Raw genomic sequence first — 23,073 nt, 5'->3', positions numbered from 1 at the left:
TAGACGCCGAGGCTCTGGGGATTGTCGGCACACCCTTCGGTTTCGTGCGGGCCTAAAATCAGTGAATGGCCGCCACGCTTGATCTGCGCACCGAGATCCGAGAGTTCCTGAGGTCGCGTCGCGCCCGCATCGCACCCGAGAATGCCGGCCTGCCCACCTTCGGTGGCAGACGTCGAGTTGAGGGTCTGCGGCGAGAGGAGGTAGCACTACTGGCTGGGGTGTCGGTCGAGTACTACGTGCGCATCGAGCGCGGCAGCCTCGCCGGCACCTCGGAGGGCGTGCTCGACGCGCTCGCCACAGCCCTACAACTCAACGACGCGGAGCGCGATCACCTGTTCCATCTCGCAAGCCAGTCCGGGGAGTCCGGCGGTCGACGGCACGACACACCTCCCGCGACGGTGCGCACGGCGCTGAAGGATGTGCTCGAAGCCTTCACCGGTGCGCCGGCGTTGATCCGTAATGGGCGCCATGACGTGCTCGCCATGAATCACCTTGGTCGCGCGCTGTATGCACCGATACTGGCCGACCCGCGACGGCCCGCCAACCTGGCGCGGTTCGTGTACTTGAAGCCCCGGGAAGCCGAGATGTTCTTCGTCGACTACGACCAGGCGACGCGAAATGCGGCCGCGATGTTGCGCATGGAAGCGGGCCATCATCCCCACGACGAGGAGCTCATTGCCTTGGTAAGCGAGTTATCGATGTGTAGTGAGCTCTTCCGGCGGCAGTGGGCAACTCGGGACGTGCGGGTGAAGGGGCATGGAAGCAAGCATGTGAACCATCCGGTGGTGGGCCGGCTCGACCTGAACTTCGAGTCCATGGATTTGCCCACCGACCCTGGCCTGCAGCTGAACGTGTACACGGCACCTGCAGAGGGGCCGGCCGCTGACAGTCTGGCCCGGTTGGCGTCGTGGGCCCGCGAAGAGACGTTGGAGACCGAGCTCAACGCCTGAGGCGGATGACTACGTTCCCAGCTGACACCGGCGCTCATAGCAAGGGTGGAGAGTCGCCGATGGCGTCCAGGTCCTCACACCCATGTGTCTTCGCAAGGTGGACGACGATCGGTACGAGTTGATCGCGGGATCCGGTTTCGCTGGTCCTCAGCCGTAGCCGCGCCATCGGCTCGAGGGACTGTGCGGCTGCGCGTGCGGCATCGCAGACCCCCGGCGGGTGCTCGCGGTTCTCCGGCATCGGCACCGATGCGTTCACTTCCTGCCACCGGTCGATCAATTTCTGCCAGCGGAATTAAACCCCTGACCTGCCGGTTTAACGGGTCAGACCGGAACGAGAACCANCAAGAACCGGCCGACACCGCGTCCGAACCGCGACCTCTCCGCCACGGCTCGAACCTCGAGACAAGAAAGAAGCACGACCATGAACAAGTTCGGATTCGCCACCATCGCCGCCAGCGCCTTCGCCGCCGCCTTCATCGGCCTCGCCGGCCCCGCCGCCGCCGCACCCAGCGGCCCCGGCAACGCCGAACAAGCCATCGAAGANCTCCGCTCGCAGGGCTACCGCGTACAGGTCAACCGCCTCAACGACGTCCCGCTCGACGAAGCCCGCGTCGTCTCGGTCAGCCCCAACGCCAGCATCCGCCCCGACGCGATCCGCTCCAACGACAAGAACAACTCCACCTTCAGCCCGACGGTCACCGTCAGCGTCAAGTAACACCACGCACCACCGACGACGGCCCCCGGAGCAATCCGGGGGCCGTCGTCGTCGTGGGCGGCCTCGAGGAGTCCTGCAGATTACCGGGCGGAGCGAACGCTCACCTGGCGCTGGCGAGGACGACCGGTCGCATGCTGAGGCCAGTCGCCGAGACCTTGACTGGGGCCGTGATTCTCGTGCCAGCGGTCAAGGCTGGTAGCCCGCCTGCTCCAGATCGTCTCTATGGCAGCTCGCTCCAGCTGACCGATCTGAGCGCCGAAACGTCGGTCATCGGCCCGCCACGTAGTTTCGCGATCGGCACGGTGGCGATGGCACGGGAACTCGTCGCCCACTGCGGCGACGATCGTCGACAGACCGTCGTCGCCGTTCGCGCTGTGTGACATACCGACCTCCCGTCTGACAGTCGAACCGCTCGAATCTGACAACCGTGTTCGGTGGCGACTGGGTTGAACCCAGCGTGCGCCAATGTCACGAAACACGGCTTGATTATGGGTATCTGGGTGCTGAGTCAGGCTGGGGGGCGGGCGGGGACGCTGGACAAAACAACGTCGGGTGCCCCTACCTGTATGGACAATGCGCCGCCGGTCAACGCTCAGCCGCGCTGCTCGCGCACGGGAGGCGCCTGGCCCTGCGGAGGCGGTGCCGGAAACCACTCCTCGGGTTCGGGCCAGACGAAACCGGGCGGGATCGAATACGTCTCGAACGTTGTACCCGTGTCCCGTTCGGTGTCGAAGAAGGCGAACGCGTTCTCGTCGACGAAGCGGCCTGACTGCACCATTCGGAATCCGCGTCCGGCGAAATCGGCGATCCGCTCACCCCAGGGCCGCTGCTCGCAGTCGAAGGCGATGTGCTGAATGCCCTCCCCGTGAGTATCGAGGAACTCCTGGAAGATCGACGGCCCGTACAGCGGCTGCATGATCTCCACCGCGATGTTGCCCACGTCGGCGAAGCACACCTTGATCGCATAGTCGGCGGCGGCTCCGCGGTAGGTGCGGTCGGTCACGGTCCGGGAGTCAAAGGTGTAGACCCGCCACGGCCCGATCCCCAGCCGCACAAGGCCCTCCATGGTGCGGCGGTGATCGGCGGTGACGATGCAGATCTCGATCAATTCTCCCAGGAAGCTGTTGGACAGCCGGGTGGCGCTGAGCACGGCCGGCAATCGATCGGCGCTCACGCGCGCCTGCTCAGCGTGAGGTACAGGCCGCCCGCCACGACGCTGCCGGACAGCCAGGAGAAGTCGGTGTCGCCGAACGCCGTTGCCAGAGGACCCTGCATCGCGGACACCAGTCCATACTGCCAGGCCCAGCCCGCGACGACGCCGGCGCCGAGGCTGATGAGTCCCGCTGCACGGTAACGCGGTAACGACTTCGAGCCGGGCGACGAGTACAACGATCCGACATCCAACGCGCCACCGCGCAGGACGAGGTAGTCCACCGCGACGATGGTGGCCCACGGGCTGATCCACACGAGGATGGACACCATCCAGTTGTCGAAGGCGTGCGCGAAGCTGTCGGCCTCGACGAACACCGCCAGCACCGCCGACGCGCAAACCCCCGCCACCAGAGTCACTTTCCATCGAGCGGCGCGCATCCCGATCGACAGCGCGGCGAGCGCGCAGGAATAGAGGTTGAGCACGTTGGTGGCGATGGGGCCGTGAACGAGCAGCAGCAGTACGGGAATCGCCATGACGCCGAAGGTGCTGACCACCAGCGTCGACGGATCGCTGCCGCTACCGGCACTGGCCAGGCACGCGCCCAGCACCGCCAACCACACCGTAGGGATGTACATGCCCAGCGCCGAGGACCAGAACACGGTCCGCGACGGGGTGCCGACCCGGACGAACCGACTGTAGTCGGATGCATAGGGAATCCAGGTCAGACCCCAACCGATGCCGATCGCGGTGAGCAACTGGGTGATCGCCGTGACCTCGTCCGCAGTGGTCGCGGCCGTACCCTGCAGGGTCCAGTCGACATCGGTGGTCGCGATGGCGAGCACGGTCATCACGCCCATCACCGCGGCCGTGGCGGGGACGGTGTACTTCTCGAAGCTGCGGATGGCGTAGAAGCCGTACAGCGCAAGGCCCAGCTGTATCGCCATGATCACCGCAGCGACGGCGACGTCGAGCCACACTCCGCCGGTGAGCCCCACCTCGGCGAGGATCGCCATGACGAGATCCAGAACCACCCACGTGTTGACGCCGACCCAGCCCATCGTGAGAAGAAACTGCACGACACCGGGCACCGCTGCCCCGGCCGAGCCGAAGGGGGCCCGGCCCAGCACCATCTGATTCACCGCGGTGCGGTGGCCGATGACGTTGAACAGCCCGAAGACCGCGCATCCGATGATGTTCCCGACCGCGACGACGATGAGCGTCTCGACCAGACTCAGCCCCAGCGTGATTCCCAGCGCGCCGAGTACCCAGTTGATCGGGGCGATGTTCGCGCCGGCCCAGATCCAGAACAGCTCCCACGGCGAACAGTCACGACTCCCGTCGGGGATCGGCTCGATGCCGTGTGCGTCGAACGGGACGGCGGTCCCGGTCGACGCCGCATCGGACGGGGCGACTGAGGACTGTGGACTGGCGGTCATGGCGGACTCCTCGAGGATGTGGTTGTCGCCATCGAAACACCGTCGTACCGGCGCGAGGAGTGTATAAACGTCCATTATCGGGGGCCTGAGTTGGAGGTAGCGACACCGATGTTGAGTCTGCGCTCCCTCCTGGAGGACCCCGCCCTCGAACTGACGTTGATCGTGGCCGGATCCGATGCCGCCGTCGACCGCGAGGTGCTCTGGGTGCACAACACCGAACTGGCTGACCCGTCGCCGTATATCCGGCCCACCGAGCTGGTTCTCACCAACGGACTCTGGCGCTCCCATGTCGCCGCCGAGCAATTCGTCGCATCCCTCACCGCGGCACGCGCATCCGCTCTGGTCTTCGGCCTGACTGAGCAAATCGATTCTCCCCCAGAAGATCTCGTCCGGGCGTGCGCCGACGCCGCGTTACCCCTCGCAACGGTCTCCATTGCGGTGCCCTTCACTGCCATCACCGAGGCCGCCGCACGCATCCGGAGTACCGGCCGCCAGGAGGCACTGACGAGCCTGGTGCGCCGAGGTAACGCGCTTGCCACGTCGATCTCGCGTGGCGGCGGTGCCGAAGGCGTCCTCGAGGTGCTGCGCCGCGACCACGATCTCCCTCTCGCCGTGGTCGACCGGGTCGGCCGCCGCCTGGCGGGTACGACCGCGGATGTCGACGCCGACTTCGACCGCCTCGCCGCCCAAGCCCTGGCCCGTCACCCCCCGCCGCTGGAAGTGGAGTTGCCCGGCGGTCGGCGCGCCGCCCTGTTCCTCGTCGAGGGCGCCGTCGGCGACGTCGATGCGGGACTGTTCTGCATGAGCCCGCTCGCCGAGTTGACCGCGATCGAGCGCGACGCGATCGAACAGGCCGCCCGCTTCCTCAGCCTCGAAGTCACGCGGCAACAGGCTTTGCAGGCGATCGAATCCCGCTTCGCCAGCGAGCTTCTCGAGATGGTGTTGTCCGGCGCGGCCCGCAACGCGGACGTACAGGACCGGTTGCGCGCGTTCGGCATCGACCCGACGGGTCGCCTGGGCGTGATGACGATCGTCGTGGGTGACGACCGGCTGCGGCCCGCCGGGTCCACCGATGAGATCGAGTCGTTCTTCACCGGGCGTGGCATGCCCGCGGTCGTGGTTGCGGGCAGTAGCGACACCGTCGCGGTGTTCCCCTGGGGCGAGGGCGCCGCGGCGCTGCGGGCACTGGCTGGAGACCTCGCCGCCGCGGTGACCGCCCGCTTCCCCACCGATCGCACGGTCATCGGCATCGGCGATATCGCCGCTGATTCCGCGGCACTGCGCGAGCCGCTGGTCGGCTCACGCGAGGTGTGCCACGTTATGCGTCGGCGCAGCACCGGTTCTCGCATCGGAACGTTCGCCGACGTGGGTACCCACCGCATGCTGCTCGGCCTGCACGACCGAGCGGTCCTGCGCCGGTTCGCTGACGACGTCCTCGCCCCGCTGCGCTCACACGACGACCTGCACGGCACTGCCCTGGAGCGCACGCTGCGAGTCTTCCTCGGCAACGACGGACACTGGTCCGCCACGGCGAACGACCTGTTCGTTCACGTCAACACCCTGCGCAATCGGGTGGCTCGGATCGGTGAACTCACCGGTCGCGACGTCACGCGGATCGAGGACCGTGTCGACCTGTTCCTCGCGCTCGAAGCGGACTCCCTGAGCTGACCGCCTAATCCGGGTAGACGTCGGCCGGGGCATAGGGCCGGCGGAGTACCCGTGGTCGCATCGACGAGTCGGCCTCCACCGCGTCCGCGACGTCACGGCAACGCGCGAACCGGACGTCGCCCGTTTCCTTTGCGTACTCGATCAGTCCACGCAAGGCCACGATGCGGCTGGGCCGGCCCGAGAGGAACGGGTGCACGCAGAGATTGAACAGGCACCGGTATTCGCGCATCCCGTCGAGTTCCGCCCGCCACATCTCGGCCACTTTGACCGGCGACTCGATCACCGAACCGATGTGGGGGTCGGGCAGGTAGGCGTACTGCTCCCAATCGTCAAGCGACCAGTGCACGGGCAACTCCACGATCGGAGCGGAAGCGGTGGCGATGCGGTACGGCCGGTCGTCACCCATCAGCGACGAATCGTAGGCCAGTCCGTGCTCGGCGATCAGCGACGGCGTCTGCCAACTCGCCCCCCACAACGCCGCACGGTGTCCGCGGATCTCGATGCCCTGCTCGGCGAACACCTCGAGCGCCCGGACGAAATCGACCCGTTCCTCGGCGTCCGTCATGGTGACCGGGGAACGGTGGCTGTACGAGTGGTGGGCAACCTCATGGCCGCGTTCGACGATCGCAGCCGCCAAGCCCGGTCGGTGCTCGGCGACCCAGCCCGGCACGAAGAAGGTGGCGGGAACGTCGACCTCGGCCAGCATGTCGAGGATGCGCGGAACACCGACATCGGGCCCGTAGGACTGGTGCGACATAGTCATCAGATGATCGGCGTAGCCCCGGCCTTGGGCGAGGATCGGCGTCTCGGCGTCCACGTCGAAGGTGAGCGTGGCCACCGCCGCGGCACCCCCGTGCCACTGCGTGGTCATCGGAGCGCGTGCGTGGCTCGCCACGCACGGGAGTTGGCGATGGTGGCCATGGGAGAGAGCATCGCATGGTCGAACCGTTCCAGGCCGACACCCGCCGCCGCTCGATTGGGCAGGTCCGGGTTCGCGAGCGCGCCGCGCCCGACTGACAACAGGTCGGCGTGGCCGCCTTCCAGCACCGCGGCCGCCTGGTCGAGGTCGTGCATGCCGCCGTTCGCGATGACCGGCAGCCCGGTGACCGCGCGCGCGACCTCGGTGATGGTCCGGCCGTCGTCCAGTCGCGCGGTCTCGATGAAGTCGCGCCCCTCGCTGGCGATGTGCAGGTAATGGGCCCGGGTCAATGCGCCGAAGACGATCTCGGCGTCGGCTGCGCCCCCCGGCCAGCGGTAGGTGAAATCGTTGACCTTGGTCTGCGAGAGCCGGACACCGACCACGAATCCGTCCGGCAGGGCGCGGCGGATCGCGCTGATCACCCTGGTGGTCAATCGGACCCGGTTGGCGATCGGGCCGCCGTAGTCGTCGTCGCGGACATTGGTGTAGTCGGTGAGGTATTGGTCGAGCAGGTACCCATTCGCCGCGTGCACCTCGACGCCGTCGAAGCCGGCCTGTTTCGCGCGGGTGGCCGCGGCGACGAATCCGTCGACTACTCGGTCGATGTCGGCGGCCGTCATGGACCGAGGCGTCGGCCAGCGACCCGAACCGCCGTACTCGCTGAGCATCTCGCCACGCGGCGCCACGTCCGAGGGCGCGATGGTCTCGGCACCGTAGGCGTTTCCCTGCGACAGCGCGCCGGCGTGCATGAGCTGAGCGATGAAGGGTGTGCCCTCGGTGTGCACCGCATCGACGACGCGACGCCAAGCCGCTACATGCTCATCCGTCGCGATTCCGGCCTGGTTGAGGTAAGCCTGACTGTGGGTGGTGTCGGTGTAGAGGCCCTCGGTCAACACGACGCCGAACCCGCCGCGGGCGAAATCACGGTAGTAGTCGATCATCTCATCGGTCGGTGTGCCGGATGGGGTGGCCGAGACCCGGGTCATCGGCGCAACGACGAACCGGTTCCTCGACTCGAGGGTTCCGATGTGCATAGGCGTCAGGGCGGCGTGGTTGATGGGCATTCTCAGGTCTCCTCTTTGGTGGCGTGATTCGGTGGCGTGATCTCCAGGGCGAGCGCGGTCGGACGTTCACCGTTGATGGAATTGAGGTCCATCGGGCAGGCGGAGACGACGACGACCGAAGTCAGCTCGGCTTCGAAGGTCACTGAATCCCCTGGCCTGCTGACGGCGGGAAGCCAGCGCAGTTCGCCGCCCCCGCTGACCGGGATGTTCATGAAGACGTTGACCGGCTGCGGCACCACCTCGCAGTGAAGGTCGACAGAAGTCAGTGCCGTTCGGAGGTTGTCCGCACACGACGGATGATGCGGCGCGCCGAGGGCTCGGTACCGGGCCGCGTCACACGCGGCGATGAGCATGTCGTGGACACCCGGTGAGGTGTCCTCGATCAGTGTGAGGATGGGCCGCCGCCGGGTGGTGACGAAGTGCTCACCCGCCCGCGGAAACAGTCGCCCGGTACTCGTTCGGGTGTGAGATGCCGAGAGGTGTTCCTCGGGGTCGTCTGCGACGAACGCGAAGAGATCCCCGACCTGACCACCCTCGAGGTCCACGACTCGAAGACGCGCGCCGCGCGCTAACCGGACCGCGCGTCCCGTTCCCGCGGGAACGACCCGCCGCGCGTTGGTGTTCGTCAGCTCCATGTGGTGAGTCAACGGGGAAGGCCGCGGTGAACGGCATGGCCGATGATCCACCGTTTGGCGGGATGGATTGGAGGTTCCTCCACCCACGTCACCTCGCGCACGCCTCTAGCCTGTGAGCATGCTGTCCCGCCGACGATGTGAGCTGGCGTTGCAGCGGGCCGGTGATTCCGAGGCGGCCGCGATGATCACGGTGACCGCTCAACGCGCGCGTCGCGAGTCCGAGCTCAGCGATGAACGGCTGCGCACCGGCCGCCCGTTGAGCGCGCTGGACGGACTGCCGATTGTCTGGAAGGACGTCTTCGACGTTGCCGGGACGGTGACAACCCTCGGTTCCGCGTCGCGTCGACACGGGGACGCCGCGACGGCTGACGGTGCGCTGGTGCGTCGGGCGTCGAATCTCGGCACGGTGACGGTTGGCAAGACGAACCTCAGCGAGTTCGCGTTCTCCGGTCTCGGAATCAACCGCGCGTTCGGCACCCCGGTCAATCCGATAGACCCGGGCCTGGTTCCCGGGGGATCGTCGTCGGGTGCTGCGGTGGCGGTAGCGACCGGCATCGCGCCGTTGGCGGTGGGCACCGACACGTCAGGATCGGTGCGCGTTCCGGCGGCGTTCACGGGCTGTGTCGGCTTCCGCGCGAGCTTCAACCGTTACGGTCGCAACGATTTTCATCCGCTGTCGCCTGCTCTCGACACCGTCGGCGTCATCGCGAAGACGGTTGCGCGCATCCTTGACTTCGACCGGGCACTCGCGTCCGACGCCGACTACGTCGATTCCCCGAAGTTGCGCCTCGTCGTCCCCACCGGCGAGCTGATCGACGAATGCAGCGATGCGGTCGCGAACGCGTTCGCAGCGGCCGTGGACCGGTTGCGCGGGGCGGGCGCTGTGACCACCGCCGAGGTGCCCTCTCTTCGGCAGGCGCAACATCTTCTCGACACTCACGGCACCATCGTCGGGGCCGACGCGTACGCGACCTATCGCCGGCTGCTGGAGCAGCCGCAGGACATCGAGCCCGCCACTCGGCGTCGCCTCGTCGCCAGCGCCCGTTTCGAGCACACCGTCGACGTCGTTCGCAAGGCGATGCCCGCCCTGCGCCGGCAATTCGCGACTGAGCTCGGCGGCGGGCTATTGCTCTGCCCCACGGTGCGCCACGCACCCCCACGCATCGCGGACCTCCTGACCTCGGAGCAGGTATACGACGCCGCCAACGCCAGCACTCTGAGAACGACGATGGTCCTCAGCTATCTCGGGACCTGCGGAATCAGCCTGCCGCTCGGCCGATCGCCTATCGGGATGCTGCTGTCCGCACCTTTTGGCCACGACCGTCGCCTCCTGACGGCGGCGATGACCGTGCAAGCTGCGATCGAATAGGTGGATGTCGTCGATGTCGCCGACCTGTCTTTTCGGGATGGCGCCGAAGAAGCAGGAGACCTCATCGCCTCCATCAGGCGCGCGCGTCGGCAAGCCAGGCCCGCTGCGAAACCGGGCCGAGATGCCGGTCGCGGTTCATCGTGTCGGCCTGCTGCCCCGATCGTTTTCCACGTGCGCCTTCAGCTGTTCGAGGTCTTGGATGTGCAGGCGCCGGACCCGTCGCCCCAGCACCAGCTCTGCTAGTTGTCGCAGTCCGGGTGGGAGGGGAGCGGTGGCGCGGAAGTCGAGGTGCACACGGGTGTGGGTGTCGTCGACAGGGGTGAGGCGGAAGTCGAGTTCCGGAGTCATCTCACGCCCTCCGGGGCCCCTGTTACGCAGGCGATACTCGACTCGATCTGTCTCGATGCGGGTCAGCCGTTGACGGCCCTGCACGACGCCGGCTCGGTCGCGGAAGGTTATCGCCGAGCCGATGGACGTGCCATCGCCTTCGACGGCGCAGCTGAAGCCGGTGGCCTTCGGCCATGCCGACCATGCCATCAGTTGGTTCTCGTCGGCTATCGCGTCACGCACCTGCTCCAGCGGCCGGGTCACCACGATGGTCTCCGTCCACTCCACTGCGGCTCCCCAAGTTTTGCTTCGACCGTCAAATCCGGGTGTCGGTGATGTCGCCCATCAACAGCTCGGCCGACATCGTGATCGCCGCACCGATCGCTTCGCGGCGCCTGTCCTCGCGCGGCCCGCCGACGGCGCCACGGCTCAGCGTCAGCACCGACAGCCAGTGACCCTGGTCCCGGTGCCGCAACAACGTTGCACCGCAACCGATTTCCACATCATCGGGATGAGCGCCGATCGCGAGCACGCGCTCCATGGGTGCAGCCGAGCTGGTAGTGGACACGAACGCGGCGATCGACTCCGCATCTGTGGGATCGATGATCTCACCGATGCCGGCGCTCAGTGCAAAACGCAAGCCTCGTGCTCCGGCATCGGCGAGGACGGCGACCCGCAGACCGTCCACACTGGCCGTGATCCGCGCAATGACGCCCACCACCTGCGCATCGAGCAGGTCCGAGTCGATCAACATCATCGACAGCGACCAGCTGACAGACAGGATTCCTCAGTCTCCTGGGGGTCGAGCCGCATCGCCAGGAATCCTGCTTCGGCTGTCGCGTGCAGGAGCGAGTCGACGTCCTGTGCACCGGCCCACACGACCACCAGCTGCTGCGGTGCCGTTGCCTCGCGCACGATTCCGTCCGGCAGCTGCGGTGCCCCCACCGATCAAGGCTAACCTGCGCAGCGCAAGCACGATCGCGCCACGCTGCGGCCGGGCTTGCACACCTACTGAGCCTGATCCGCGGACTCGGGCCGACGCTGGTACCGCGGCCGCAACGTACCCGTTCCGTCAACTGAGTCCGCTCGCCTGGGGACGGGCGGTCACCCCGGACCCACCGGGCAACGGCCCGCGAGTCGTCTGCTGATGGCAGAACACCACCGCCGTCGATGCCGCGCGCCGTTGCCGAACGGAGCCCTCGGCGTTACCTGCGGACCGATGAAGCGGCGCACGCACCAGGATGGGTGCTCACGTCCAGCTTCGCTCCCGCCATCGCCAAGCGTTGTCGCGAAGGAAGGTGGCGAGATCGCGCGGAGATCGGTCGAGCAGGCGCCGGACGTCATCGGTGATGGGTTGGTTCTGTCCGAGCCTTGTGAGGGTGTAGACCGCCGACATGAAACCGATGCTGTCCCACCCGACGCCGCGGCTGCGAAGTCGCCGGGCGAATTTGATCAAGCCGGGATTCGTGTAGGTCACCGGATAGCCCAGTTCCTCTGTCAACGCCGCTGCCACCTGCTCCATGCTGAGCGCTTCCGGCCCCGTCAGGTGATGCACCGTGTTGCGGTGACTGTCGGGGTCGAGGAGGGCGAGTGCGGCGACGGCGGCGGCGTCGCGGGCATCGAGGAACGTGGTACGGCCGGCGCCGGCGGGAATGAAGAGCTCACCGCGCTCGGTGATGTCGACGCCGTGAGTGGAGATGTGGCGATGCAGGTTCTGCATGAAGAAGCTGCATCGCAGCACCGTCCACGTCATCGCACTCTCGCGGAGCGCGGCTTCGACCGTGTAGTGCGGGATGAACCGCGCCCGGTCGGCTCCGAACACCGACACGTACACAACGTGTCGACAGCCCGCGCCCTGGGCGGCGCGCAGGAACGGGACGATCCCTTCGCGCGCAGCGCGATTGCCGGGAAGCGGGAACAGCAGGAACAGTTGTGTGACGCCGGCGAGTGCGCCGTCCCAGGTGGTTCGGTCGAAGAAGTCCAGCCTGGTCCGCTCCACCTCGGCGGCGTCGCCGATGCCTGGCCGCGTGTCGGTGTGGCGGCTGGCGATGCGCCGCGGCAAGGGGTTCGTTTGCCTACCGAGGATGTCGACGAGCTCGGCTCCGACGTTCCCAGTCGGACCGGTGATCACCAGCATGATGCCTCGATGATGCCTGACGACCACACCGCAGCGCAGGGGGCGGCCGGCCGTGACGGCGCGAAGTGCGAGTCAGATGGCGCGCTTTGCGAGCGTCACACCGACTCCGTTGTCGTAGCTTGGGGTGATCCGAGCATCGCCGACCCGAGGAACACCCATGAGCTGGTCAACGAAGAACTTCCCCGAATTGAACGGCAAGGTCGCCGTGGTCACCGGAGCCAACGGCGGGCTGGGCCTCGCCTCCGCCAAGGCGTTCGCCGGTAGTGGCGCACACGTGGTGATGGCGGTCCGCAACAAGGCCAAGGCAGTCCACGCGCACGCAGAGATCCTCGCTGAGCACCCGGGCGCGTCACTCGAGATCGTCGACCTGGATCTCGGGTCGCTCGCCTCCGTGGCGGCTGCGGCGAAGACCATCGCCGCCGCGCACGACCGCATCGACATCTTGATGTGCAACGCCGGAGTGATGGCGCTGCCCCAGGGGACCACGGTGGACGGCTTCGACACCCAGATGGGCATCAACGTCCTCGGCCACTGGGCTCTGATCTCCCACCTGCTGCCGAACATCGTCGGCACACCCGGCGCACGAGTGGTGACCCTGTCGAGCACCGCGCAGCACACCGGTCGTGCCGTCGATCCCGCCGACCCGCACATGCGCGAGAACTTCGACGAGTGGCGCATGTACGGCCAGACCAAGCTGGCGATGCGCCACCTGGCGGTCGGCCTCCAGAGGCAGTTCGACGACGCGGGTATCGACGCGAAGGCGCTGTCCGCCCAGCCGGGTCTGACCAACTCCGATCTGCAGACCACCACGCAGGCCCACGGGAGCGCCGGCCTACTCGGCACCGTCTCCGAGAGGCTGGTCAAGGTGATCGGCATGTCGACCGACCGCGGCGCGCTCAGCCAACTGCGAGCAGCCGTCGATCCCGGTGCCCCGGGTGGCGGGTTCTACGGACCACTGTGGGGGACGAACGGCCCGCCTGTTCGCAAGCCGCTGGTACGGCCCGGCAGCAACGCCGCCATCGAGGCGCTGTGGCGCGCGGCCGAGAGTGAGACCGGCCTCCGAATCGACGTGGCCGCCGCCGTCGGAGCATGAGCACTCTGGTCGCGCCCTTCCGCCTGTCGCTGCCGTTCGTGCGGGTACTGCTCGCCGACCTCGGCGTGCGGGCGGCGGACCTGCTCGACGCGGCGGGGTTACCCGGAGACCTGCTGGGCCGTGAGGATGCGGCGCTGACCCCGCCGCAGTACTACGCACTGTTCGATGCTCTGGATCACCTCGTGGGTGATCGGGAGCTGGCGACGACGATCGCCGGCACGCTGAGCCCCGAGGTCTTCGACCCGCCGATCTTCGCGGCGATGTGCAGTCCCAATTTGCAGGTCGCGGCCGAACGCATCGCCGTGCACAAACGTCTGCTCGGGCCGATTCGCCTGCGGATCGAGGCGGATGCCGACGGCGTCAGCCTCGAGTTCTGCTGGCCCGCAGGCAATGCCCCACCGGCTGTGCTGCCCGCCGTCGAAGTCGCCTTCTTCGCGGCCCTGGCCCGGATCGGCACCCGCACCCGCGTCGTACCTGCGCGTGTCGTGCTGCCGCAGCCGCCGCGCAACCTCGCAGCAGTCGAGGACTGGCTGCGCACACGGGTGGAGCGGGGCGAAACCACCCTCATCCGGTTCTCCCGCCTCGACGCCTCCCGGCCGTTCCTGACCGCCAACGCGGGTATGTGGGAGTTCTTCGAACCCGAGCTGCGCCGACGCCTCGATGATCTCGCGGCCGACGCCGCGCTCGGCACCAAGGTTCGCGCCATCCTGGTCGAACTACTGCCCGCCGGTGCCGGAACGACGCACGGCGTCGCACGCCACCTCGGCATCAGCACCCGCACGCTGCAGCGCCGCCTCGGCGAGGAAGGCACGACGTTCCAAGAAATCCTCGCTGAGGTCCGCGAAGACCTGGCTCGCCATTACCTCACCCAGTCCGCACTGTCATTGACCGAGATCGCGTTCCTCCTGGGCTACGACGACCCGAACTCCTTCCACCGCGCCTTCAGTCGCAGGACAGGGCGCACCCCGCTCGGAGTCAGGGTCACCGCGACCGGATGACGGCGCTGCTCAGACCAAGGGCTCATTGCGTTCGGTGAGGGCAAGCAACAGGTCTCGAAGCTCGTGGCGCGTGTCATGGTCGGGTTCTGCGTCGAAGACTTCGGTCATCGAGTCGCCGTCCAGTGCGCGCGCGATGAGGAGGACCCGCTGCGGGTGTAGTCCATCGCTGGCCATCTCGGTCTCCCATCGATGGCCGTTGATGCGGGCGTGTTCGAAGAGGCCGGGGATGGCCAGAAGCGCCGACTGCACCGCGATATTTCGCCACGGTCCATCTCCGATCGACGGATCGAATGAGGCCCTGATGTGTGCACGGCACCATCGCCCGGGTCGTCCGTCGTCGAGTTCGAGGTACCGGGCGACGGCGTCGTCGTACTGTTGGATCCAGTGCTCGCACAGCGCCCGCAGCAGCGCCTCTCGGCTGCGGAAGTGATGGAGCAGGCCACCTTTGGAGACGCCGGCGTCACGGGCGACGACTTCCAGGCTGACCTGCGGGCCGTGGGCCATCAGTGCGCGCTCCGCCGCCTCCAGTAGGGCGCGGCGAGTGCGGATCGCGTCGCGTTGCACCGTGGTCACTGTGTGAGCATACCCGGCCGAGACTAGCTAACCGACCGTCTGGACGGTACGTTGGCTGCCATGGCTCAGGGGTACCGGTCGATGGACGGCCGAATGGACGACAACGAGGAGGTCGGCACCGCCGGCCTCAGAGAGTGGCTGGGGCTAGCCGTCCTGGTGCTCGCGGTGCTGCTGCTCGCCGTCGACGCCACGGTGCTCTCGCTTGCCGTGCCGTCGCTGGCTGAGGACCTGAATCCATCTGCCCCGCAGCTGTTGTGGATCGTCGACGTGTACTCCTTCGCATTGGCCGGGTTGCTGGTCACGATGGGCAACCTGGGGGATCGGATCGGCCGTAAGCGGCTGCTCTTGATCGGGGCCGCCGGATTCGGGGTGGCGTCACTCCTGGCGGCGATCGCGCCGAGTGCGGCGTGGTTGATCGCGGCGCGGGCGCTGTTGGGCGTGGCCGGCGCGACATTGATGCCGTCGACTTTGTCGTTGATTCGGACGATGTTCCCGGACGCGCGCCAGCGCACCACCGCGATCGCGGCATGGGGCGGGGCGGCGACCGCCGGCGCGGCGGTAGGCCCGTTGGTGGGTGGTGCTCTGCTGCAACATTTCTGGTGGGGATCGGTATTCGTGATCAACCTGCCGGTGATGGTGCTGCTCCTCATCACCGGAGCCTGGTTGTTGCCCGAATCGCGTTCGCCGCAATCCGCGCCGTTGGACGTGCTCGGCGCCGTGTTGTCAGTGGCCACGATCATCCCCGCGGTGTACGCGATCAAACTCGTGGCCGGCGAGGGCTTCGACATCACCGTGGCCGTGGCGGCGGCGGTCGCAACGGTTTGCGGGTGGCTGTTCGTCGCTCGGCAGCGCCGTGCCGCGGCTCCGCTCCTCGACCTGCGACTGTTCCGGTCGAAGGCGTTCTCGGGCGCGGTGGCGGCCAACGTTCTGGCCATCTTCGCGCTGAGCGGCTTGCTGTTCTACCTGTCGCAGTACCTGCAGTTGGTGCGCGGCCTTCAGCCCCTCGCCGCCGGTATCGCGCAATCACCCATGACATTGGCGAGCCTGTTCACCGCATTTCTGGCGGGTTGGCTGGTGGCGCGCCTGGGTCGCGGCGGGGTAATCGCCGGAGGCTTGGCGTGCGCCGCGGCCGGTGTGGCCACGGTTGCGGCGGCCGAGGTCATGCCCGGGTACGGGTGGTTGGTCGCCGGGCTCGCGGTGACCGGGTTCGGTGTCGGGTTGGCGTTGACGGTCACCACCGATGCGGTCGTGTCCGCCGTACCCGGCGAACGGGCCGGAGCAGCGGCGGCAGTGTCGGAAACCGGGTATGAACTGGGCGCTGCCCTCGGTATCGCCCTGCTGGGCTCGCTGCACACCGCGCTCTACCGCGGCCATCTCACCCTCCCCACCGACCTCGCCGACGACCTCGCCGAACGCGCCCGCGAGTCCATCGCCTCGGCCATGACCGCGGCCAGTGACGCATCGGCGGGCCTGCGCGAACCGATGGTCACCGCGAGCCAGGAGGCTTTCGTGGCCGCGATGCAGATGACCTCGGCTGTGACCGCCGCGCTACTCGTGGCCGCCGCCGTCGTCTCGTGGCGCCTCATCCCGGCTGCCACATCGCCAACGGTCGACCGCAAGGATCCTGTCCCGTCGAGCGAAGCCCCCATCGGCCGCACCGGACTGTCCGCGTTGCGCGGGGCTGCCGGTCGCACGGCTGCGACGATCGCCAAACCGCTCGTCGGCCAGGACGTCGGCGGCATGCTGGAGGCCTCTGTCACCGGGGTCAAGATCGCTCAGGCGCGCCAGTTCGACCGTGCCGACACCCAGGCAGCGGCTGCCCGTGGCGAACCCGCCGCCCTGGTGGCGCTCGTCGACCGGCGCACCGCCACCCGACTCGACTGGCTGCAGGCCGAGACGCTCGCCAGGACATCACCACGGCCGGGGCGGGCACTGACGGCCCTGACCGCTGTCCGGGCGAAGCGCCGGCAATGGGACGAGGCCGAACGGTTGGCCGGGGAGGCGGCCCGTCACAACGCCCCCACCGCACTGACGATGACGGCGCTGGCGATGGCCGGTGCGCAGCGCTGGATGGATGCGCGCCGCCTGGCTGCCGAGGCGGTTCGACACGGCGATCGCGATGCGCTCGTCCACCTGGCCGAGGTGTGCGAAGTCGCTGGAAAAACGGACCTGCTGGTCGAGCTGACCACCACCACGATGCTCACCCCATCCCGGCCCGACGATCGAGAGGACCTCAACGATGACCGATAGCGCCGAGCGACCGCTGATCCTGCGACGCCACAACGTTTTCGAGCCCGACCCGGAGCTGACTCGTGCCCGCGACGAAGGTGTGCTGACTCGTGTTCCGCTCGCATATTCATCTACCCCCACGTTGGCGTACGTCGTCACCAACTACGAACATGCGCGAAGCGTGCTCGCCAACAGCGCAGACTTCGCCGTGGTCTCCGCCGATTACGGCCCGGTCAGCGACGAGGAGGCGGCTGTGATGAGGGCGGGCAACCTGCTCGAGATGAACCCGCCCGAGCACAGCCGGCTGCGCCGCATGCTCGTTTCCGCCTTCACCGCCCGGCGCATCGCAGCGCTGGAGTCACGCATCACCGAGATCGTCGAAGGATTCCTCGACGACCTGGCCGCCCAACCCCAGCCCGCCGACCTGGTGGCCCACTTCGCGCTGCCGGTCCCGTCCCTGGTCATCTGCGAGCTACTCGGTGTCCCGTACCACGATCGCGACGAATTCCAGCAGCGCGCCCAGGCGATGGTGGACTCGACACTCAGCTCCACCGAGCAATTGCAGGTCGACAGGGAACAGCGTCGCTACATGGCCGGACTCGTCGCCATGGCTCAAGCCGATCCCGGTGACGACCTGCTGGGCGCATTGGTACGCAGTCATGGCGCCGACCTCTCGGCTGACGAACTCGTCGGCATCGGCTCGCTGTTGCTCATCGCCGGTCACGAAACCACCGCCAACATGCTGGGGTTGGGGACGCTGGCCCTGCTGCGCCACCCCGACCAGCTCGCAGCACTGCGCGACGACCAGGAGCTGATCGGGCCGGCCGTCGAAGAACTGATGCGCTGGCTGTCGATCGTGCCCACCGGGGTCGAACGCATCACCACCCGGGACGTCACCATCGGCGACCACACCATCCCCTCGGGGGAACACGTAGTCGTGTACCTCCCGGCCGCCAATCGCGACCCGGGCTTCGTCACCGATCCTGACCGCCTCGACGTGCGTCGCGGCGCACCCGGACATGTCGCCTTCGGGCACGGCGTGCACCACTGCCTGGGTGCGCCGCTGGCTCGAGCCGAGATGCGCGTCGCCTTCCCCGCGCTCTTGCGCCGCTTCCCGAATCTGGCGCTCGGCGTGCCTTTCGAGGACATTGCCTATCGGCGCAGCCATGCCGTGTACGGCGTCCACGCCCTCCCCGTCACGTGGTGATCGACATGTCCGACAGAGTTACTCGGCTGCACGCAGACACCGAGGTGTGCATCGGTGCGGGCATGTGCGCCACCACCGCCCCTGATGTCTTCGATCAGGACGACGACACCGGCGTCGTCCTGTTACGGACCCGAGTTCCTACCACCGACCACCTCGACGCTGTGCGGCGCGCAGTCGCCTGCTGTCCGTCGGGTGCGTTGGCGCTCACTGAGGAACCTGGGCCCGAGACGCCGCCGCCTCATCCGAAGGGAGCCATGCGATGACCGAGTCACCCCGATTCCCGGAGGGCGAGGTGGGCATCGAACTGACGGAGGCATCGATGGCCCTGGCCGAGAGCCCGGCGCATCGCTTCGAGATCGATGGCCAAGTCACGTGGTTGCTGACGCGCCACAACGACATTCGTCAACTTTTGACCGACACGAGATTCTCCCGCGCCGCGATCGCCAAACCCGGCAATCACGACTCGATCTCGATGATGGATGCACCCGACCACGGTCGGGTGCGCTCGGTGGTCGTGCGCGCCTTCAGCGCGCGGCGAATCAAAGATCTGCGTGAACGCACCGAAGTCATCGCCGCGAAACTGATCGACGAGATGCTGCGCCAGGGTCCGCCTGTCGATCTGATCGAGGCCTTCTGTCTGCCCCTTCCCGTGACCGTGATCGGCGAATTGTTGGGCATACCGGAGGAGGACCGCGACAGGTTCGCGCAGTGGTCCCGGGACCTGATGTCGACCGCAGATCCGTCGCGGGTCGTGTCGGCCGAGGAGGACTTGGACCGGTACATGAAGGCACTGATCGAAGCGAAGCGCGCAGCGCCATCCGACGATCTGCTCGGGGTGATGATCGCGGCCCGCGACGATGCGCATCGGCTCGACGAGCAGGAGATGGTGGATCTGGCGGCCGGTGTCCTGATCGGAGGTCACGAGACCACAGCCACCCAACTCGCCAACTTCACCTACCGCCTGCTCACGTACACCGACCTCACGGACTCGCTACGAAACCACCCGGAGCAGATGCCGTCAGCGATCGAGGAACTCCTGCGACTGACCCCTCTCGGCAGTGGGGTGGCAGGGACGTTCAGTCAGGTGGCCACCGAGGATCTCACCATCGGCGGAGTCGACGTGCGCGCGGGCGAGATCGTCCTGGGCGCCTCGGCGATCGCGAATCGCCAGCCCGACGTGTTCGCCGACCCCGAGGCGGTCAAGGTCAACCGGAATCCGAACCCGCACATCGCGTTCGGCCACGGTGCTCACCACTGCCTCGGAGCACCACTTGCCCGCATGGAACTCGATATCGGTCTCACCGCACTGCTAACCCGGCTGCCGACGCTTGACTTCGCGATTGATCCGGATGCACTGTCGTGGCGTACCGACAGCGTAGTGCGCGGCTTGCTCTCGTTGCCTGTGACGTGGTGCCCCGCTATCGCCTGAGTTCTGCGCGCTGTAACCATGCCGGCCATCTCCCTACCGGCGGGCGACCTCGCGGTTTTTCACAGGAGGCGGTGCCGTCAGCCGCGTGGGTTTGGTGGCGTCTCGGGCTCGCCGCCCGAACGTCGGGTCTTGACCTTCTCGTAGCGGCAACTTCTAGCGTGGGTGTTGGTCATCGAGAGGGGTTGAGGTCGGTGAGTTGGTCGATTCAGCAGGCGGCTCGGGTTTCGGGTGTGACTGCCCGGACGTTGCGCTACTACGACGAGATCGAGTTATTGCGGCCCGCTCGAGTCGGTTCCAACGGTTACCGCTACTACGAGCAGGAGCAGCTGCTGAGGCTGCAGCAGATTCTGTTGCTTCGTGATTTAGGGCTGGATCTGACGACGATCGGACAAGTGGTCGATGCGCAGCATGATCCGATCGAGGCGCTGCGCCGGCATCACCGCCGGCTTCTCGACGAGCGAGGCCGGTTGGACCGTCTCGCAGCCACTGTGGCCGCCACCATCGAACACCTGGAGGAAGGAACAGACATGCCCGCAGAGCACATGTTCGAGGGTTTCGAGATGAGCCCCGAACACCTCGACGATCTGGAAGCCCGCCGTATCGAAAGCACAGGCCGCACAGAACAACCGGAGATCACCGAAATCAAACGCAACACCGCCGACTGGGCCAAACAGGACTGGGATCAATTCAACGCCGAAGGCCACGCGCTCGCGCGGCGAATGGTGGCCCTGCTGCGCGCCGGTGTGGCCGCCGACGACGCGGAGACCTTCGCGGTCCTCGACGACGACCTGGCCTTGCAGCGCAAGCTGTGGAGTCCGGACAAGGCCAGCTACATCGAGCAGGCCGAGGGCCTGCGGCAGCCGTCAGAACTGCGCTCGTATTACAATGCCCAGGACCCCCGCCTGGCGGAGTACCTGCGCGAAGCCATGCTGGCCTACGCCGGCAGCCGGATGCAGTGATGACCCGCCACCGCCCTTCGGTGAGGCCGCCGTGGCGCATCCACAGCGCGCTACCTGCGCCCGTGTTCTCGGGTCAGATGGCGGACCGCAGCCGCTGCGGTAAGCGGGCCACGATCCGGGAGAGACGCTCGAACCTCGCCGAGGGAAGGCCCAGGGCATCGCACATGGCGTAGCGGTCGAAGAAGAAATGCTCGCTTGCGATCAGCCCGTCCCTGATCGTGAATACGCAGACGAACGGCAGGGTCGCGGTGCGGTGAGTTGCAGGCCAGGGGCCCATGCGCCCGTGCATGGTCATGCGCAACGTTCCCCAGCATGTGTAGCCGTAGCCATTGAGAACGCTGTCCTCGAGGGTGACGTGGTAGTCGGGGAAGATGCCGAAGAAGGTGTCGAGGAGGCGCCCGACGTTGCGTTTCCCCACCGTGGTGTTGTGCACCGCTTCGGTGTGGAGAAGAAAGTCATGGGTGCACAGCCGCAGTGCCGCCTCGGGGTCCTGGCGACATTTCGCTTCGGCGTAGCGGCCGACCAGGTCGTGAACCGACTCTGCTGAGACGAGATCTTCACGCATGGTCTTCTCCGTTCAGTTGGCGGTACGCGTCACCGAGCGACGAACGTTCTCGGCGGATGAGCCACTGCCACCACACCGAGGGGTGTCGCAGCAACGTCGGAAGCACGGCGAGCGGGTCGAAGTAGGTCACGCGCTCGATGGCCTTCCCATCACGAAGGACGAGCCGGTTCACGGTCGGCCAGGTGAGGGTGTCCCTGCCGAAGTCGGCGTGCAGAGTGAATTCGATGAAGAGGTCATCACCGTCGGCGACCCAGTGATCGATGCGCGCGTGCAGACCGGGTAGGCAGCGGCAGAAGCGCTCGAATTGGCGCTGGGCTTGGGTGATCCCGACCGTTGAACGTGCCAGCGGTTGGCGAAGCACGACATTCGGGTGCAGCAGTTCGGGCAGTCGCGCCGGGGACGGCGCGTCCCAGAAGTCGGCGAATCTCGTGATGAAGGGATGTCCTGACGGGCAGGTGTCCATGCCGCGAGCCTGCTCGAATGATGGTGTGGTGTCACTGCAATCTACTGCCAACTGCTGCCTGCCGGCATCACACCACGACCGGTTGCGTGATCGTTCGACGGCTTCCATGGCACAGTACGTGGCTAGTGAGGTTCGACCCCCGCTCAGGCCGTCACGAAGGCCGGGCTTTGTGTGTCCAGCGGTTCGGGTCGGTTTCGAGGGCGCCGCGGTCCCAGCCCATCAAATCGGCGGCCGCGCCGTAGGTGAACTCGAGGAAGTCCATCACCGCCCCGTCGGGGTCCTTCGCTTGGCGTGCGACCTCGTACGGCAACAGGTACTGCCGCAGGCCGGCGTCGTAGTAGGTGAACTCGAGGAAGTCCATCACCGCCCCGTCGGGGTCCTTCGCTTGGCGTGCGACCTCGTACGGCAACAGGTACTGCCGCAGGCCGGCGTCGTAGAAGACACCGNCGGGACTGTCTGNGGCGTCGGCGAACCCCGCCGGTTCGGGATAGGCGTAGGAGTAGAACGCTCCTTCGGCCGCGCCGCCGGGCCAGAATCCGCAACTACTCAGCTCGTGCGAGTACCCCTCTTCCATCACCCAGTCGCCGCAGTTCGGCGCGCCTCCGGGATGCCGGGGAGCCAGGCCACCGGAGAACCGGGTACATGCCAGGTCGAAGGAACCCCAGAAGAAGTGCACCGGACTGACCTTGCCGATGAACCGAGCCCGGAACCGGCCGATCACCCTGTCGGCCTGCACCAGCTGTCGCCAGAATGCGTTGGCAGCGGCCGGGTCGTAGCCGGCGTGCGTGTCCTCGGCGAACGGGACAGCGGGATCTACTTCGTTGGGCGCGTTCGAGATGTTCGCCTCGATGCCCAGACTGCCGAGGGTGTCCAGCACCGCNTGGTGGAACCGCGCCACGGAAGTGTCCTGCAGATCGATGGTGGCAGCACCGCCGTCACTCACCCGCACCGCGAGTGCATGGTCGACGAAGTCGAACTCCATGTCGAAGGAGTCGGTGCCCACCGGGATCGCCGACGTCGTCAACCCTCGTGGTGACACGTACAGCGGCACCTGCCACCAGTGGTTGAGCAGTGGCGCGTGGGCCAGCCGCACCTTGCCCACGATCTGGGTCCACATGTGCAGCGATCTGCGCGTCGGCTCCCAGTCGTCGACGCGTAGTGCCGGCCAGCCCTCACCCGATCGG

The 23,073-nt window shown here is 67.2% G+C and carries 23 protein-coding genes; 11 read left to right on the top strand and 12 right to left on the bottom strand.

The features are described from left to right. Nucleotides 1-65 precede the first annotated feature (65 nt). Together H7I41_RS04815 and H7I41_RS04805 are read left to right on the top strand one after the other, a co-directional pair. A complete protein-coding gene (locus H7I41_RS04815; RefSeq protein WP_264011431.1) occupies nt 66-950 on the top strand; it encodes a helix-turn-helix transcriptional regulator in 885 nt (294 codons plus the stop codon). 882 nt (nt 951-1,832) lie between these two features. Next, nucleotides 1,833-2,045, top strand: a complete 213-nt coding sequence (locus tag H7I41_RS04805; protein WP_264011429.1) for a hypothetical protein — start codon at nt 1,833-1,835, stop codon at nt 2,043-2,045. Between the two features lie 212 nt (nt 2,046-2,257). Here H7I41_RS04805 and H7I41_RS04800 read toward each other — a convergent pair whose 3' ends face one another. Both H7I41_RS04800 and H7I41_RS04795 read right to left on the bottom strand, forming a co-directional pair. After that, nucleotides 2,258-2,839 carry a VOC family protein gene (locus H7I41_RS04800; RefSeq protein WP_264011428.1) on the bottom strand — a complete coding sequence of 194 codons (582 nt, stop codon included), beginning with the start codon at nt 2,837-2,839 and terminating at the stop codon, nt 2,258-2,260. Then, on the bottom strand, nt 2,836-4,254 hold the full coding sequence (locus H7I41_RS04795; RefSeq protein ID WP_264011427.1) for a cytosine permease: 1,419 nt from the start codon (nt 4,252-4,254) through the stop codon (nt 2,836-2,838). The genes H7I41_RS04800 and H7I41_RS04795 overlap by 4 nt, the downstream gene beginning before the upstream one ends. Nucleotides 4,255-4,362: 108 nt before the next feature. Between H7I41_RS04795 and H7I41_RS04790 the strand changes: the two genes are divergently transcribed. Then, entirely contained in the window at nt 4,363-5,922 is a 1,560-nt protein-coding gene (locus H7I41_RS04790; protein ID WP_264011426.1) for a PucR family transcriptional regulator, read from the top strand. A gap of 4 nt (nt 5,923-5,926) precedes the next feature. Here the strand turns inward: H7I41_RS04790 and H7I41_RS04785 are convergent, their stop codons facing one another. Genes H7I41_RS04785 through H7I41_RS04775 form a run of 3 tightly spaced genes read right to left on the bottom strand, consistent with a single transcriptional unit; the run spans nt 5,927 to nt 8,540 of the window. Next, complete coding sequence (locus tag H7I41_RS04785; RefSeq protein ID WP_264011425.1) at nt 5,927-6,793, bottom strand: polysaccharide deacetylase family protein; 867 nt, start codon at nt 6,791-6,793, stop codon at nt 5,927-5,929. Beyond that, the gene (locus H7I41_RS04780; RefSeq protein ID WP_264011424.1) at nt 6,790-7,905 is read right to left on the bottom strand and encodes an NADH:flavin oxidoreductase; all 1,116 of its coding nucleotides are present in this window, start codon (nt 7,903-7,905) and stop codon (nt 6,790-6,792) included. Before H7I41_RS04780 ends, H7I41_RS04785 begins: the two co-directional genes overlap by 4 nt. Before the next feature lie 2 nt (nt 7,906-7,907). Further along, the gene (locus H7I41_RS04775) at nt 7,908-8,540 is read right to left on the bottom strand and encodes a DUF1989 domain-containing protein (protein WP_264011423.1); all 633 of its coding nucleotides are present in this window, start codon (nt 8,538-8,540) and stop codon (nt 7,908-7,910) included. A gap of 118 nt (nt 8,541-8,658) precedes the next feature. On the opposite strand from H7I41_RS04775, the gene H7I41_RS04770 reads away from it, so the two are divergent. Continuing rightward, the gene (locus H7I41_RS04770; protein ID WP_264011422.1) at nt 8,659-9,909 is read left to right on the top strand and encodes an amidase family protein; all 1,251 of its coding nucleotides are present in this window, start codon (nt 8,659-8,661) and stop codon (nt 9,907-9,909) included. Nucleotides 9,910-10,044: 135 nt separating this feature from the next. Here the strand turns inward: H7I41_RS04770 and H7I41_RS04765 are convergent, their stop codons facing one another. The 3 genes from H7I41_RS04765 to H7I41_RS04755 all read right to left on the bottom strand — a co-directional run bounded on the left by H7I41_RS04765 (nt 10,045) and on the right by H7I41_RS04755 (nt 12,373). Beyond that, entirely contained in the window at nt 10,045-10,524 is a 480-nt protein-coding gene (locus H7I41_RS04765; protein ID WP_264011421.1) for an SRPBCC family protein, read from the bottom strand. 28 nt (nt 10,525-10,552) lie between these two features. Next, nucleotides 10,553-10,993 carry a PIG-L deacetylase family protein gene (locus H7I41_RS04760; protein ID WP_264011420.1) on the bottom strand — a complete coding sequence of 147 codons (441 nt, stop codon included), beginning with the start codon at nt 10,991-10,993 and terminating at the stop codon, nt 10,553-10,555. A 492-nt stretch (nt 10,994-11,485) separates the two neighbouring features. Further along, nucleotides 11,486-12,373, bottom strand: coding sequence for an NmrA family NAD(P)-binding protein (locus H7I41_RS04755; protein ID WP_264011418.1), 888 nt, complete (start codon nt 12,371-12,373; stop codon nt 11,486-11,488). A 157-nt stretch (nt 12,374-12,530) separates the two neighbouring features. On the opposite strand from H7I41_RS04755, the gene H7I41_RS04750 reads away from it, so the two are divergent. Together H7I41_RS04750 and H7I41_RS04745 are read left to right on the top strand one after the other, a co-directional pair. Continuing rightward, the gene (locus H7I41_RS04750; protein ID WP_264011417.1) at nt 12,531-13,466 is read left to right on the top strand and encodes an SDR family NAD(P)-dependent oxidoreductase; all 936 of its coding nucleotides are present in this window, start codon (nt 12,531-12,533) and stop codon (nt 13,464-13,466) included. Continuing rightward, a complete protein-coding gene (locus H7I41_RS04745; protein WP_264011416.1) occupies nt 13,463-14,464 on the top strand; it encodes an AraC family transcriptional regulator in 1,002 nt (333 codons plus the stop codon). Before H7I41_RS04750 ends, H7I41_RS04745 begins: the two co-directional genes overlap by 4 nt. A gap of 9 nt (nt 14,465-14,473) precedes the next feature. Here H7I41_RS04745 and H7I41_RS04740 read toward each other — a convergent pair whose 3' ends face one another. Continuing rightward, nucleotides 14,474-15,028, bottom strand: a complete 555-nt coding sequence (locus tag H7I41_RS04740) for a TetR/AcrR family transcriptional regulator (RefSeq protein ID WP_264011415.1) — start codon at nt 15,026-15,028, stop codon at nt 14,474-14,476. 69 nt (nt 15,029-15,097) lie between these two features. Between H7I41_RS04740 and H7I41_RS04735 the strand changes: the two genes are divergently transcribed. Genes H7I41_RS04735 through H7I41_RS04715 form a run of 5 tightly spaced genes read left to right on the top strand, consistent with a single transcriptional unit; the run spans nt 15,098 to nt 20,861 of the window. Next, nucleotides 15,098-17,287: an MFS transporter gene (locus H7I41_RS04735; RefSeq protein WP_264011414.1), complete on the top strand. Its 2,190-nt coding sequence runs from the start codon at nt 15,098-15,100 to the stop codon at nt 17,285-17,287. Next, nucleotides 17,277-18,473, top strand: a complete 1,197-nt coding sequence (locus H7I41_RS04730) for a cytochrome P450 (protein WP_264011413.1) — start codon at nt 17,277-17,279, stop codon at nt 18,471-18,473. The genes H7I41_RS04735 and H7I41_RS04730 overlap by 11 nt, the downstream gene beginning before the upstream one ends. A 5-nt stretch (nt 18,474-18,478) precedes the next feature. Beyond that, nucleotides 18,479-18,736, top strand: coding sequence for a ferredoxin (locus tag H7I41_RS04725; RefSeq protein WP_264011412.1), 258 nt, complete (start codon nt 18,479-18,481; stop codon nt 18,734-18,736). Beyond that, on the top strand, nt 18,733-19,902 hold the full coding sequence (locus H7I41_RS04720; protein ID WP_264011411.1) for a cytochrome P450: 1,170 nt from the start codon (nt 18,733-18,735) through the stop codon (nt 19,900-19,902). The genes H7I41_RS04725 and H7I41_RS04720 overlap by 4 nt, the downstream gene beginning before the upstream one ends. Beyond that, on the top strand, nt 19,833-20,861 hold the full coding sequence (locus H7I41_RS04715; RefSeq protein ID WP_308214583.1) for a MerR family transcriptional regulator: 1,029 nt from the start codon (nt 19,833-19,835) through the stop codon (nt 20,859-20,861). Before H7I41_RS04720 ends, H7I41_RS04715 begins: the two co-directional genes overlap by 70 nt. A gap of 73 nt (nt 20,862-20,934) precedes the next feature. Here the strand turns inward: H7I41_RS04715 and H7I41_RS04710 are convergent, their stop codons facing one another. The 3 genes from H7I41_RS04710 to H7I41_RS04700 form a co-directional block, all read right to left on the bottom strand. Next, nucleotides 20,935-21,426, bottom strand: a complete 492-nt coding sequence (locus H7I41_RS04710) for an ester cyclase (RefSeq protein ID WP_264011409.1) — start codon at nt 21,424-21,426, stop codon at nt 20,935-20,937. Continuing rightward, complete coding sequence (locus tag H7I41_RS04705; RefSeq protein ID WP_264011408.1) at nt 21,419-21,889, bottom strand: nuclear transport factor 2 family protein; 471 nt, start codon at nt 21,887-21,889, stop codon at nt 21,419-21,421. Before H7I41_RS04705 ends, H7I41_RS04710 begins: the two co-directional genes overlap by 8 nt. Before the next feature lie 151 nt (nt 21,890-22,040). After that, nucleotides 22,041-23,073, bottom strand: a 1,033-nt coding sequence (locus tag H7I41_RS04700) for a DUF5996 family protein (RefSeq protein ID WP_264011407.1), incomplete at its 5' end; no start/stop codon positions are given.

The organism is [Mycobacterium] manitobense, from assembly GCF_025821665.1.
Classification (GTDB): Bacteria; Actinomycetota; Actinomycetes; order Mycobacteriales; family Mycobacteriaceae; genus Mycobacterium; species Mycobacterium arseniciresistens.
The sequence above is the reverse complement of the archived record's forward strand: the minus strand, read 5'-3'. Positions and strand labels throughout refer to the sequence as shown.

What these genes read in the sequence shown, in the direction of transcription:
- H7I41_RS04815 (WP_264011431.1), top strand. Translation starts at nt 66, where the DNA reads ATGGCCGCCACGCTTGATCTGCGCACCGAGATCCGAGAGTTCCTGAGG.
- H7I41_RS04795 (WP_264011427.1), bottom strand. Translation starts at nt 4,254, where the DNA reads ATGACCGCCAGTCCACAGTCCTCAGTCGCCCCGTCCGATGCGGCGTCG.
- H7I41_RS04790 (WP_264011426.1), top strand. Translation starts at nt 4,363, where the DNA reads ATGTTGAGTCTGCGCTCCCTCCTGGAGGACCCCGCCCTCGAACTGACG.
- H7I41_RS04785 (WP_264011425.1), bottom strand. Translation starts at nt 6,793, where the DNA reads ATGACCACGCAGTGGCACGGGGGTGCCGCGGCGGTGGCCACGCTCACC.
- H7I41_RS04780 (WP_264011424.1), bottom strand. Translation starts at nt 7,905, where the DNA reads ATGCCCATCAACCACGCCGCCCTGACGCCTATGCACATCGGAACCCTC.
- H7I41_RS04775 (WP_264011423.1), bottom strand. Translation starts at nt 8,540, where the DNA reads ATGGAGCTGACGAACACCAACGCGCGGCGGGTCGTTCCCGCGGGAACG.
- H7I41_RS04770 (WP_264011422.1), top strand. Translation starts at nt 8,659, where the DNA reads ATGCTGTCCCGCCGACGATGTGAGCTGGCGTTGCAGCGGGCCGGTGAT.
- H7I41_RS04760 (WP_264011420.1), bottom strand. Translation starts at nt 10,993, where the DNA reads ATGATGTTGATCGACTCGGACCTGCTCGATGCGCAGGTGGTGGGCGTC.
- H7I41_RS04755 (WP_264011418.1), bottom strand. Translation starts at nt 12,373, where the DNA reads ATGCTGGTGATCACCGGTCCGACTGGGAACGTCGGAGCCGAGCTCGTC.
- H7I41_RS04750 (WP_264011417.1), top strand. Translation starts at nt 12,531, where the DNA reads ATGAGCTGGTCAACGAAGAACTTCCCCGAATTGAACGGCAAGGTCGCC.
- H7I41_RS04745 (WP_264011416.1), top strand. Translation starts at nt 13,463, where the DNA reads ATGAGCACTCTGGTCGCGCCCTTCCGCCTGTCGCTGCCGTTCGTGCGG.
- H7I41_RS04735 (WP_264011414.1), top strand. Translation starts at nt 15,098, where the DNA reads ATGGCTCAGGGGTACCGGTCGATGGACGGCCGAATGGACGACAACGAG.
- H7I41_RS04730 (WP_264011413.1), top strand. Translation starts at nt 17,277, where the DNA reads ATGACCGATAGCGCCGAGCGACCGCTGATCCTGCGACGCCACAACGTT.
- H7I41_RS04725 (WP_264011412.1), top strand. Translation starts at nt 18,479, where the DNA reads ATGTCCGACAGAGTTACTCGGCTGCACGCAGACACCGAGGTGTGCATC.
- H7I41_RS04720 (WP_264011411.1), top strand. Translation starts at nt 18,733, where the DNA reads ATGACCGAGTCACCCCGATTCCCGGAGGGCGAGGTGGGCATCGAACTG.
- H7I41_RS04710 (WP_264011409.1), bottom strand. Translation starts at nt 21,426, where the DNA reads ATGCGTGAAGATCTCGTCTCAGCAGAGTCGGTTCACGACCTGGTCGGC.
- H7I41_RS04705 (WP_264011408.1), bottom strand. Translation starts at nt 21,889, where the DNA reads ATGGACACCTGCCCGTCAGGACATCCCTTCATCACGAGATTCGCCGAC.